The following is a 12,694-nucleotide window of genomic DNA, read 5'->3' on the forward strand; positions in this document are numbered from 1 at the left end:
TCAGAAACAAGATGGGTATTTGGGCTTTTTGTATCTTTACTCATGGAAAAGTTTGTTTAAAAGTTTATACACCTCAAAGATAATGATTATCAATGAGATAACAAACTTTTCCATTTTTTTATGAATAATTCAGGCTAAAAAACGGTAGGATTGTTTTTAATATAAAAGGCAATTCATACAGACTCATTGCCAAATTCAATTTTGAAAAACAATGGGTTTTCATAAAATTCATTGGGACACATGTTGAATACGGCAAAATAAATGCAAATACAATTTAAAAAATAAAAAATATGGAAATCAAGCCAATAAAAACAGAAGCAGATTATCGTAAAGCGTTAAAACGTCTTAACGAAATCTTTGATGCTGCAATTGGGACACCTGAAAGTGATGAAGCAGACATTCTTGGGTTGTTAATAGACGAATTTGAAAAAAAACATTATCCAATTGAGACTCCAGATCCAATAGAAGCCATAAAAATAAGAATGGAAGAGTTGCAATTGAAGCAAGTTGATTTAGTTAATGAAATTGGTGGTAAAAGCAGAGTTTCTGAGGTTCTCAACCGAAAACGAAAATTGACCGTTGAAATGATTCGCAAATTGACAAATAAATTGAATCTTTCAGCTGACCTTTTAATTAATGATTATCAGCTTTCGAGACAATAAAGTACGGCTGGTAACACGTGCTTAGCCTTATGCAAAATGAATTTTATAAATTGTCAGAAAAGCGGTATTTTGCACAAGGCCAAGCACGAAATCGTCAGACTGTCTAAAAATCCTCTCCTTTTCAACATCAATTTTGTTATAATTTATTACCTCTTTTCCCTGTATTTACGGGCGTTTCAACTATTTTTCATGTATGGATTATCCCGATTCGGAAGATTCTCATCGGGATGACTGAATGTAAACCGGTTTTGCTTCTCTACGTTCACTCAACCGGCAACATTCAGTACACATACAAGGAAAACCCCGCTCACAGATTGTTCTCATCGAATCTTCCCTGGAAGAGAAAATAGAACTGGATAACCCGGTAAGGATTTAGGAGACTTATGTCCATCCTTGGCTTGAATGGCGCCTTATTAATAGGTTTTTTATATATTGCTTTCACATGGGTAATCTTATTGATTTACAGGCGGCTTCGTTCAACTCGGATTTATCTGCAAATAACATCGATCTGTCGTTAATATTTATTTTTTTTCGTAATTTGAAGATGAAATCCTAAATAGTTGTGCCACATTGAATGAAAGAAAACTAATACCATCCGTAAGTTCGCTTCGTATTCAGGTATTAATTTGGAGGAGGTGAAAAGGTACATTACAAATGAGTCAGACCTTAATAATTTCTTTTTTTAAGGTTTGAATGGTTGTATCTCTGTTCTTTTAAGGCCAAAATCTAACCAAACATTAAAATGATAGTATTTTGATGTTTGCTGGATGTTTAAGAATTACTTTTAAGGTCAGGATTTTGTCAAAACATTATTTTTTTAATTTTTTAATGTTTGCTGGATAAGAAATCGTACTTTTGAGGTCAGAATTCGAGTAAACATTAAAAATAAGATTAATTGATGCACGAAATACTTTATCCAATTAATCCTGACAGAAATGTTCCATGGAATGATCTTCCCTCGTTACCCATTAGAAAGGAGCTCTATCAAACAATAGAAATATTGGAGAAGCTTGGAGATGCAAAAGCAGCTTTAGCAAGACTTCACGGTCGAGGTGCTATAATTCCAAATCAGGGGCTATTGATTAATACAATAAGCTTGCAGGAAGCAAAGAGTTCCAGTGCAATTGAGAACATATTCACAACTGATGATGAGCTATATAAAGCATATAGCGATCAAAACACTGAAACAACCGGAGCATCCAAAGAGGTATTAAGATATCGAGAAGCACTTTGGTCTGGCTACAACTATTTACAAAAAACCGGACAATTTGATCAAGACTACTTTATACAGGTATTTCAGGAAATAAAGCAAACAACGGATGGGATTCGTCCCGATTTTTTGAATACGACTATTAAACAAGGAGGCACAGGACCAAATGCCGGTCAGGTTATCTACACTCCTCCTAGAGGTGTTACCATAATTAAAGATAAGCTAGACAATCTTGTAAACTTCTTGAATGATGATGAGCAGTATAGAATTGATCATTTACTAAAAATGGCCATTGCTCATTTTCAGTTTGAGGCTATTCATCCATTCCGTGATGGAAACGGCAGATCAGGACGTGTATTCAATATCCATTATTTGACGAACAAAGGACTACTGGATGTTCCAATATTGTTCCTCAGTCGATACATTTTGGATCATAAGGATGATTATTACTCCGGATTAATGGGCGTCTCTCAAAGAGGTAATTGGAAGGACTGGTTATTATTTATGATGAGAGCCATTGAAAACACCTCGAATATTACGTTCCATAAGATCAATGAAATTGTGTCTATAAAAGATTCAATTCTAGAATTTGTAAAGAAAGATGATCGAAAATTCCGTAATCCGGAAGGTCTTATAGAATTCTTGTTTACTCAACCGTTTACCAAGGTAAAACATATGGTTGATTCTGGAATTTATGCAGAAAATACTGCAAGAGATTATCTCAATAAGTTATGTGATATGCAAGTGATGGAGAAGAAAGAAATCGAAGGTCATCACTACTACCTAAATCTTGAATTGTACCAAATACTTTCGGAGTAATTCTTCGATGTTATTTACTTCAATTTAAACCTTGAGAAAAGAAAAAACGTAGCACAATCGAGTAGGCGGCCCCGACCATGAATAGCCGGGGTGCACCTCTCACACCATCCCGCCTTTCGGCATACACACTCCCACACCCACACCTATGACGCTGTGTCGCTTTCTAAAAATATTCGTATTTTTTAATATTATTATTAAGCTTACATATCCAATACATTATACGTAAGTGTCGAAAACGCTACACATGAAAAATGCTGAATAATAAATATTATCTTTGTACAAAAATCAGGTCATGCAAAGTATTATTAAAGAAAAGATTAGCGCACTTCAAGAGCTTTGCAAAAAATATGATGTTAAAACAATGCATGTTTTCGGATCAGTGTGTAGTGATAGTTTCACTACCAATAGCGATATTGATATATTAATTTCGTTCAAGGACATTTCTATTGAGAAATACACCGACAATTACTTTGAATTACATCATAAGCTTGAAGAATTGTTCAATCGAAAAATTGATCTATTGACAGAAAATTCACTTTCTAATCCATATTTTATTGAAAGCATAGAAGAAACAAAGCAGTGTTTCGCCATATCCTCTCCCACACCCACACCGACACTCACACCCACACCCATGTCCAGGCCTTCCACCCTTGGAAAAAAATGCATACCTGCTGTATATCCTCTTTAAAAATATTTGTATTTTTAACATTTTGCAACAGCTTACAACAAGTGTGCGCTGCATGCTCATGCAAGGCACACACAAACACGCAAAGGCATGCGGGCGGGATGGACTTGTGTATTTGGAGGATGGTTTTATTTTGTTATTGCCACCAGGTAAATAGTCATTAGTCGGGATGCAAGGTCCATTGGCTTGTCAGTGGTAGCATTGTAATTGATCACAATGGTTACATTTTCTGTAGGACAATACCCCGCCCAGTTTTTATATCCCGGGATGGTTCCGGTATGGCCCCACATGGGAGGATAAATCTTATGCATAATTCCAAGTCCGTATTCTTCACAGTCTTCATCTGTAGCTGGAACAACTGTGAGCCGCTGAGTTTGTGTTTCCGGTGTAAGCAAAGTGCCTTTGTAAAGATGTTCCACCCAGCTCTTCAGGTCGTACACATCGGCAATCATAGCATCTGCCGCGCCAGCCATGGAAGGATCATACGCCTGTGACACATCGGTGCTATCCCCTTCAAACCACCCGTAACCATGAACAAATGCACCCGTCATCACCTGATTGGTGGGATAGATGGTATTCTCCAGGTGAAGAGCATCGAGAATCCGATGCTGAATTTCCGCTGCAATAGAGTTTCCGGTGAGTTCTTCCACAATCATCCCAGCGATAATGGTATTTGTGTTGGAATATTTGAAAGCTGTCCCCGGAGAAAAATAAAAGGGTTCCGTTTTAACCAGGTCGATCATCTCCTGGCTGGTCCACTTTTTTAACGGATCCGTGATAAGACTCATCTGAAACAGGTTTGTTTCCGTATAATCAAAGATGCCACTCGTGTGATTGCATAACATCCGAATTGTGATGCTGTCGGCTTTAGGGAAATCGGGTAGAAATAAACTAAGCTTATCTGAAAGACTGATTTTTCCTTCATCTACCAGCTGGAGAAGAACCGTGTAGGTATAAGTCTTGGTAAGACTCCCCATCCGGTATTTCATGGACGGGTCAGGTTTTTCGCCGGTAGCCAGATTGGCTTTCCCTTTTCCTATGACCCACGAGAGGTTTCTATCGGGAGCCCAGATCCCGATAATCATACCGGGGACCCCGGAATTGGCGAGGATGGAATCGCTCACATGTTCCCATTCCGCAACAATCTGTTTATTCAGATCACCATACGGATCACTCTCTTTTTTACATGTGATCAAACCCATACACATCAATGCAAGGATCAGTAAAAACAGTTTTGATTTCATGGTGCTGATATAAAATTATAAGACGAATCTAAACTTCAGTTACTATACTAACCGTTGTCACAGAACGATGCATTTCCGGGTAACACTAACATTACCAGCACTGATCCTGTAAAAATAAATCCCGGGCTTCGTATCTCCGGTACTCCATTTGACCGTATATCGTCCCGCATTTTGTGGTTCATCCATCAGCGTTGTCACCACTCTCCCGCAAAAGTCGTAAATAGCAAACGAAACTACGGCGGCTTCCTCCAGCCGGTACGAAATCGTTGCATAAGATGTGATGGGATTGGGAAAGATATGATCCAGGATCAGTCTCGTGACGCCGCGATGCTGTTCGTTAATTCCAAGCATGGAATTAAGTTCCCGTATCGCATAATTCAACTCCACATCAATGCTGTCGATATAGAGCTGATCAAGGACCGTATCATTTATGGGAACACGGATATCAGGTACGACACCGCCCATCATGTTTGAATCGCTATCGAGCTGGATATTAAAGTCTTTATCCAGAGAGCGTCCCACGGGGAATCTTAAGTATAAATCATTGGGTGGAAGGTAGAGATAATGGATTGACCACCATTCTATCATGCCAAAAGAACCGTTGCTCCCGTAGAAGCTGACCACTTTGTTGTTGGGCAACCGTTGCAATGACATCGGAATTCCCTCTCCGGAGCTTATATTGCGCGGACCTACCATTACCATCACAGGGTTTGAAAAGTATAAGCCCTGATGTTCGGTGAATAAAGTACCGTTGGGATATGCCGGGTTGATATAGGGACCTAAGGTTTGTGGATTGAAATGTGGAATGGGCAGAGGCCAAAGTTCAAACTGGCCGCTGGCAGGATTATAAAAACTCTGCTGTTCATACAGAATGGTATCGGTGGAAAAAAATCCAGAAAGCGCGGCCGACAGCATATCTTCTCCACCGGTGTTTACGCGCATATCCAGGATCATCCCGGGTGAATCATTCGCGTTAAAAAGCGTGATAGCATCCCTGAAATCAGTGTAAATGCCTGCAAGCGTGGCAGAATCCCCCCCTTCACTGGTCAGTTTCAGATAGCCGTATCCACTTGGCTGAAGGATCTCATACGATACGGTAGGCCCGGGATCCACGGGCAATAGAGAAGTCTGGTCAAACGTAACATAGTCGTCATCAACGGCTGTTAGTGTAACTGTAACAGGGTCAAAGGCGCCCCGATTACGGAACTTTATTTTCATGGTTTGACCGATGGGAGCCCTACCGATGAACCGGAACTGATTCAGTTTTTTACATTCCCGGGTGGCAGGATTTGCTTCCGCCCATAAAACGGGAACCGTATCCAGAACCTCTTTCACGGGCTGGTCATTAATTTCCAGAATATCAGCCCCAAATTGCATTCCGGCAAGGGCAGCAGGTGATCCCGGATTCACAAGGCGAGTTACAATACGGTCATCGTCCAGTCCGGAGAGGGCAAATCCGTAACTTCCCCCGATCTGCTGATAACGGGCATATGCTTTGTGATCTTCCCACCCGGTACCTCGGACTGAAACATGTCCGTCAGGTACCGAAGCGACGTATTCGCGTAATGCAAGATAAAAGGCATTGGTATCGTTATCTAATCCGGCATTTATGATTTTGGGCTTTATTTGGTCGTTCAGGCCATACCAATCGATGGCTTTCCATTCACCGAAGGCATAATAGACCTGAAACCTCAAATGCATGGAATCATAGGTAGCCTCGAAATTAGTAGTCTGGGAAAACAGATTGAAGGCACCGGAGAAAATTGTAAGAGTCAGCAAAATAAATTTTTTCATGGCTTATTCAGGAATAAAATATACGAAGTAAATGTATGACAAAATCGTGAAAAGTCAAGGAATTCGATATTTCGCCGGACAAACATAATGATACAACAATACAGATACGTTATGCGATTTGTGTATGTATTCGCTTTCACTCATACATACAAAGATATTATTTTTACGCAGCAAACTGCGGGGAATTAACCCCTAAAGAGATAAGAAAGGGTTTCAGGTGATCCCGGAGGGATTCGAACCCCCAACCCTCAGAACCGGAATCTGATATTCTATCCAGTTGAACTACGGGACCAAATAAGGGTGCAAATTTAATATAAAATCCGACTTATCTGGGCTAAATACTATTTTGATGCGCTGGAGATTGAGTAGTGTAGTTCTGAAATTAAAGATTTGTTTCATAGATGCAGGCTTTTATCTGTTTGAATTTTAACGTACCTGATAAATTTCATTAATTTTGTAACAGTTTTACAGAATTGTATTAATAATCATACTTAAAAATGTCAACAAAAGAAGTTAAAAAAGTTAAACCCGGTGTTATCACTGGTGATGATGTGCATGAAATATTCCGTCTGGCAAAATCCAACCAATATGCTATACCTGCAGTTAATGTGGTCGGTACAAATTCGATCAATGCTGTGCTTGAAGCTGCCCGTCAGGTAAATTCCCCTGTAATTATCCAATTTTCCAACGGTGGCGGGGCTTTTTATGCTGGCCAGAGCTTAAGTGACCTTAAAGCAACAATTGCCGGCACTATTTCAGGCGCCAATCATATCCATATGATGGCTGAATATTATGGAATTCCGGTGATTATTCATACCGACCACGCAGCGCGTAAATTTTTACCCTGGGTGGATGGCCTGTTGGATTATGGTGAAAAATACTTCAAACGCTATAGGAAACCGCTTTTTAGTTCGCATATGCTCGACCTGTCAGAAGAACCTTTGACCCAAAATATCGAAACATGTAAGCGCTATCTTGACAGGATGAGTAAAATAGGAATGACCCTCGAAATTGAACTGGGCGTTACAGGAGGAGAGGAAGATGGAGTGGATAACACGGGTATTGCCAGTTCTAGACTTTATACACAACCCGAACATGTTGCATATGCCTATGAAGAGCTCAAGAGGATAAGCGACCACTTCACCATTGCAGCCTCCTTTGGTAATGTCCATGGTGTTTATAAACCAGGTAATGTGAAACTTGAACCCATCATTTTACATAACTCACAAAAATATATTCAGAAAAAATTCAACACTGACTTAAATCCGGTAAATTTTGTATTTCATGGTGGCTCTGGTTCAGAACAAGAAAAAATCCGCGAAGCTATTTCATATGGCGTCGTTAAAATGAATATTGATACTGATACCCAATGGGCTTACTGGGAAGGAATCAAGAATTATTATGAAAAATACCATGGATATCTTCAGGGTCAGATAGGTAATCCTGAAGGTGAAGATAAGCCAAATAAAAAATACTATGATCCCAGAAAATGGTTGCGTGAGGGTGAAAAAATGTTGGTGACCCGGCTCAAACAGGCTTACGTAGATCTGAACGCTTTGAATAGAAATTAATATATAACTAGTATTCAATCCTTTATGGGATTATAAAATCTCTTTAGCCTCTTTGCATCTAAAAATTTTTTCAGGATAGTTAAATATTTTTGCATTCCTTGGGAGATTTCATTATCTTAGCAAAGACTTGTGAATTTGTTATTCCATTTATATGAAAAAAGAAATTATTGTAGCTATCGATTTCTCAGATTGCTCAATTAATGCCCTTGAACATGCTATTACGATTGCCCAAAGGGCTAAATCTGACATTAAGATGGTTTGGGTAAACAAAGCCTCACAGGAAAAATCCGTGGCTTTGAAAAGTCCGCAGGAAGCTCTTGCTGACGCCAGAAATTCCTTTATAGAATTGGTTGCCCTCTATCAACCGCTCATGGGTATCAATAAAATTGAATATTGCACAAAAGATGGGAAAGTATATCGCGAGATCATAGCACAGGCCAAAGAGGATGACGCTTTTCTCATCGTCGCAGGAACTCATGGTTCTTCTGGTTTCGAAGAATTTTGGATTGGCAGTAATGCACAAAAAATCGTCTCTGCATCACCTTGCCCTGTTATTACGATCAGAAAGGGAATAAAAATTGACCGGAACCTCACGAAAATCATCCTTCCTATTGACAGCACACTCGAAACAAGGCAGAAGGTGCCATTTACTGCTTTGTTCGCCAAATATTTTAATGCCAAAATTTTTGTTCTTGGTTTATATACAACTGAGGTTCATTCTGTCCGCAAAAAAATCGATAACTATTCTGAACAGGTTATTGAATATCTTACTGAAAATGAAATATCCTTCGAAAGGGATCAGATTGAAGTTGATAACGTCACTGATTCAACAATAGATTATGCTGTCAAGAAAGATGCAAATCTGATATCCATTATGACCGATCAGGAAAAAACAACCAAAAATCTTTGGCTTGGACCATATGCACAGCAGATGGTAAACCATTCCCCACTGCCGGTTTTAAGCATTCACCCAAAGGAATATTCCCAGGTAATTACACGGTAAAATCAATTTTGGAATTCAAACCATTTGACGGTTAGAGCCAAATTATAAGATAACCAGTACTATCTGATCTCGGCTGGGTTGATATTATCCCTGATTAAAAAGGCATTTGGATAATCCAAGATAATCATCTGACGAAAACCCTCAGCTTCAAGCCGCGTCCTGAAATCCCCCACCCTTACACGGTAGTAGGGCTCTTTAAAAGTTACATAGGCATTTTCATCAGGGTATTTAGTAAAAAAAATCTCTGCAGCCTTATAAGCATTCTGGAGTGAATTGTTACCAGCATCGAAGAAAATCTGAATACGATATCCAATTAAGAACTGATTGTTTTGGTTATATAAAACATGCCGTGTCACAAGGCTGTCAATCCTGCTATCCTGGATTAATTCAATATTCCCGTAAAGATTCTGAACTTCTTGTCCCAACAGACTATCAGAAATAAAAAAATAGAAAAATAATAATATCAGGCTCATTAACCGCATAAGAAGAAATCATTGCTTGATTATCTGATGAATTTCTTTTGGATGAACGCTCAGAACAGGTACAGGAGAATAATTGACCATTTGCTGGGCATATTCTCCCAGCAGAATATTTGAAGTGGTCGTCTCCTGCTCGGTCATGATGACAATCATCTCGGCCTTAATACTTTCAGTATAAGCAATAGTTGAATGAGAGACATTTTCGGCCAGTATGGATTCACAAATACAGGGTATTTTCTGTTTGTCAAATAAATGTTTTATTTCTCTTGCGGTTTTATCCACCCTCATCCGTAATGTATGAACACCCGTTGAATACAGGGCCAAAATATGAATCCTGGCATTCCATAATTTCGCCAGTTCCATTGCAGTGGGTACTTTCTGCACTGTATTTTTCGTATGATCAAGCGGAACAACAATATTATTAACACCACAATTAAAATCAAACTGCTGCCGGATAGTGATGACCGGGCAGGGTGCATTGGTCACAATACGATAGGCATTACTACCAATCCAGAACTCCTCAAATCCAGAAACACCATGGGTGCCGGAGATTATCAGATTGGCATTGATTTGACGGGCATGCTGGGCTATCTCAAAATAAACCTTGCCTTTTCGCAGTTTGTACGACAGTTCCCCCTTCTCCATCAAGCCTTTATGCATTTCCATGATTTCTTCGAAATTCCGCTTTGCCTCCTCTCTCAGTTCAGCTCCCCCATCTGAAAAAACAGATTCAGATGAAGTCTGATTATCAACCCATATCATCATTACATCTGCTGATGCCCTGTTCGCTAAAAAAATACCATATTTCAGTGCCTGGAGGGAAGTTTTGGAAAAGTCAATACCTACAATTATCTGTTTCATCACATTATAATGTTGTCGGATTATTGTATGATGGAATCCATACATTATTGGATAATATTATTTTATCCTTTCGCAGGGATGAAAAATATAGGGATTTCATAGATAATTAGTTTTTACAATGGAGTTCATACAGCTAAAATAATTTTTTTTTCAATCATATATACAAAAGCATGCATTATTTTCATTAAGCCGGTCAGGCAAATTTCTTTATATCGTAATTTTGTTTCCCGGCAAATAACATAGAAATAATCAACTATGCATCCACAATGAACGAAAACATTGACGCAAGCGGAAAATACCTCAGCCCTGATGAACAGGAACTGGAAAAGGTTCTCAGACCTCCGGATTTTTTGAATTTTGCCGGTCAGGATCATGTGGTGGAGAATCTGAAAGTATTTGTCCTGGCTGCAAGACAAAGAGGTGAAGCCCTGGACCATGTGCTGCTCCATGGTCCTCCAGGCCTTGGGAAAACTACTTTGGCTTATATCATCGCAAACGAACTGGGAGCTAAAATAAAAGTCTCTTCAGGTCCGGTTATTGATAAACCCGGTGACCTGGCAGGGCTTTTGACCAATTTAGGGAAAAACGATGTCCTGTTCATTGACGAGATACACCGATTAAGTCCTCCGGTCGAAGAATACCTCTATTCAGCCATGGAAGATTATCGGATCGATATAATCATTGAAACCGGGCCGAATGCACGCAACATACAGTTAAAACTCAACCCGTTTACCCTGATTGGTGCCACAACACGTTCAGGCTTGCTAACTGCGCCGCTTAGATCAAGATTCGGAATCAACTCCCGTTTATCATATTATGATGCCCAAACATTGGAGCATATTATCGCACGCTCAGCACACATTATCAATGTCAGGATAACAGCAGATGCTGTCACCGAAATTGCCCGCCGCAGCCGCGGCACACCAAGAATAGCTAACCTTTTGCTAAGGCGTGTGCGCGATTTTGCCCAGATAAAAGGCGACGGAACCATTAATCTTGCTATCTCCAAATACGCCTTGCAGGCACTGAATGTCGATAAAAATGGCTTGGATGAAATGGATAATAAAATATTATCGACAATCATTGAAAAATTTAATGGTGGCCCGGTTGGTATATCCACAATTTCCACAGCTGTTGGAGAAGAGGCAGGAACTATTGAAGAAGTGTATGAACCTTTTTTAATCCAGGAGGGTTATATAGTCCGAACCCCACGCGGACGTCAGGTTACTCCATTGGCTTATGAACATATTGGAAAAATGTTAAAAAAAGACCACTTGCTGTTTTGAATCCTATAGCCCTGAGAAACCGACTTAGCAACCTTATTAAAACCCGGGCACAAGAGCTGAATTTTTCACACTGCGGGATAAGTAAAGCGGTATTCCTTGAAAAGGAAAAACAACGTCTGGAAGACTGGCTGGCTGCCGGAATGCATGGTGACATGCTGTTTATGGAAAAAAACACGGATAAAAGACTTCATCCGGCTTTCCTCGTGGATCAGGCAAAATCAGTAATTTCTGTTTCACTTAATTATTACCCGTCACGGATGATGGATACCACGGATAATTATAAAATCGCAAAATACGCCTATGGCGAAGATTATCACAATATCATCAAAAATAAATTAAACCAGTTGATCCTGTATATCCGCACTGTGGCAGGTCATATTAATGCTAAAGTTTTCACCGACACTGCCCCTGTTCTGGAAAAAGCACTGGCCCAGAAATGTGGATTGGGATGGATTGGAAAAAATTCCTGTCTGATAAATGAAAAAATGGGATCTTTTTTCTTCCTGGGTGAAATTATTTCAGATCTGGACCTTGACCCCGACAATCCTGCCCCGGAACGTTGTGGTAATTGTACAAAGTGCATCGAGGCCTGCCCAACAGGCGCCATTGTCAAACCCTATATTATCGATGCAAATAAATGCATTGCCTACCTGACCATTGAATACCGTAAAAACCTCCCTGCCGCTTTGAAAAATAACTTCCAACAGTGGATTTTTGGATGTGATATCTGCCAGGATATCTGCCCCTGGAATAAATTTTCACGGCCTCATCTGGAACCAGCATTCCATCCTTGCAGAGCTTTATTAAATATGAGAAAAAAAGACTGGGATGATTTATCAGAAGATGCATTTAAAAAAATCTTTCTCAAATCACCTTTGAAAAGGGCTTCATACAATGGATTGAAAAGAAATATTGATTTCATCAGAAATGAATGAATCTGAAAAATTATAGTAATTTTAAGTGGAATATTTATTCAAATACTTGCACAAAAAGAACCTATGAAAGCTTTGCCACCAGACAAATTCATCGTTCGCAGCTGTGTCATCTCTTCATTTTTGTGGTGTGCTTTTCTCCCATTTC

Annotated in this window: 10 protein-coding genes, 1 tRNA gene and 3 pseudogenes; 8 read left to right on the top strand and 6 right to left on the bottom strand. The window is 39.6% G+C overall.

The genetic code is table 11. The annotated features are described in order from the left end of the window. Positions 1 to 134 precede the first annotated feature (134 nt). From NT175_08785 to NT175_08800, 4 genes and pseudogenes are all read left to right on the top strand, one after another. A pseudogene (locus tag NT175_08785) lies at positions 135 to 278 on the top strand (type II toxin-antitoxin system HigB family toxin). A 12-nt stretch (positions 279 to 290) separates the two neighbouring features. Next, the gene (locus NT175_08790) at positions 291 to 662 is read left to right on the top strand and encodes a transcriptional regulator (GenBank protein MCX6234804.1); all 372 of its coding nucleotides are present in this window, start codon (positions 291 to 293) and stop codon (positions 660 to 662) included. A gap of 898 nt (positions 663 to 1,560) precedes the next feature. Further along, the gene (locus tag NT175_08795) at positions 1,561 to 2,691 is read left to right on the top strand and encodes a Fic family protein (protein MCX6234805.1); all 1,131 of its coding nucleotides are present in this window, start codon (positions 1,561 to 1,563) and stop codon (positions 2,689 to 2,691) included. A gap of 292 nt (positions 2,692 to 2,983) precedes the next feature. Beyond that, positions 2,984 to 3,271 (top strand): annotated as a pseudogene (locus NT175_08800) (nucleotidyltransferase domain-containing protein). Positions 3,272 to 3,504: 233 nt separating this feature from the next. On the opposite strand, the gene NT175_08805 reads toward NT175_08800, so the two are convergent. From NT175_08805 to NT175_08820, 4 genes and pseudogenes are all read right to left on the bottom strand, one after another. Then, entirely contained in the window at positions 3,505 to 4,620 is a 1,116-nt protein-coding gene (locus NT175_08805) for a serine hydrolase (protein MCX6234806.1), read from the bottom strand. Between the two features lie 57 nt (positions 4,621 to 4,677). Further along, positions 4,678 to 6,414, bottom strand: a complete 1,737-nt coding sequence (locus tag NT175_08810) for a S41 family peptidase (GenBank protein ID MCX6234807.1) — start codon at positions 6,412 to 6,414, stop codon at positions 4,678 to 4,680. A 63-nt stretch (positions 6,415 to 6,477) separates the two neighbouring features. Further along, positions 6,478 to 6,558: pseudogene (locus NT175_08815) on the bottom strand (IS200/IS605 family transposase). Positions 6,559 to 6,632: 74 nt separating this feature from the next. Further along, positions 6,633 to 6,706: transfer RNA gene (locus tag NT175_08820), tRNA-Arg, on the bottom strand. A gap of 205 nt (positions 6,707 to 6,911) precedes the next feature. On the opposite strand from NT175_08820, the gene fbaA reads away from it, so the two are divergent. Together fbaA and NT175_08830 are read left to right on the top strand one after the other, a co-directional pair. After that, positions 6,912 to 7,985 (top strand): class II fructose-bisphosphate aldolase, encoded by a 1,074-nt coding sequence (gene fbaA, locus NT175_08825; GenBank protein MCX6234808.1) that lies wholly within the window; start codon positions 6,912 to 6,914, stop codon positions 7,983 to 7,985. A gap of 151 nt (positions 7,986 to 8,136) precedes the next feature. Further along, positions 8,137 to 8,988 carry a universal stress protein gene (locus NT175_08830; protein ID MCX6234809.1) on the top strand — a complete coding sequence of 284 codons (852 nt, stop codon included), beginning with the start codon at positions 8,137 to 8,139 and terminating at the stop codon, positions 8,986 to 8,988. 59 nt (positions 8,989 to 9,047) lie between these two features. Here NT175_08830 and NT175_08835 read toward each other — a convergent pair whose 3' ends face one another. Then, complete coding sequence (locus tag NT175_08835) at positions 9,048 to 9,461, bottom strand: SPOR domain-containing protein (GenBank protein ID MCX6234810.1); 414 nt, start codon at positions 9,459 to 9,461, stop codon at positions 9,048 to 9,050. 18 nt (positions 9,462 to 9,479) lie between these two features. Continuing rightward, positions 9,480 to 10,328, bottom strand: coding sequence for a universal stress protein (locus tag NT175_08840; GenBank protein MCX6234811.1), 849 nt, complete (start codon positions 10,326 to 10,328; stop codon positions 9,480 to 9,482). Between the two features lie 266 nt (positions 10,329 to 10,594). Between NT175_08840 and ruvB the strand changes: the two genes are divergently transcribed. Together ruvB and queG are read left to right on the top strand one after the other, a co-directional pair. Beyond that, a complete protein-coding gene (gene ruvB / locus NT175_08845; GenBank protein ID MCX6234812.1) occupies positions 10,595 to 11,614 on the top strand; it encodes a Holliday junction branch migration DNA helicase RuvB in 1,020 nt (339 codons plus the stop codon). A 5-nt stretch (positions 11,615 to 11,619) separates the two neighbouring features. Next, a complete protein-coding gene (gene queG, locus NT175_08850; protein ID MCX6234813.1) occupies positions 11,620 to 12,549 on the top strand; it encodes a tRNA epoxyqueuosine(34) reductase QueG in 930 nt (309 codons plus the stop codon). Positions 12,550 to 12,694: the final 145 nt, after the last annotated feature.

Source organism: Bacteroidota bacterium, from assembly GCA_026391695.1.
GTDB lineage: Bacteria > Bacteroidota > Bacteroidia > Bacteroidales > JAGONC01 > JAPLDP01.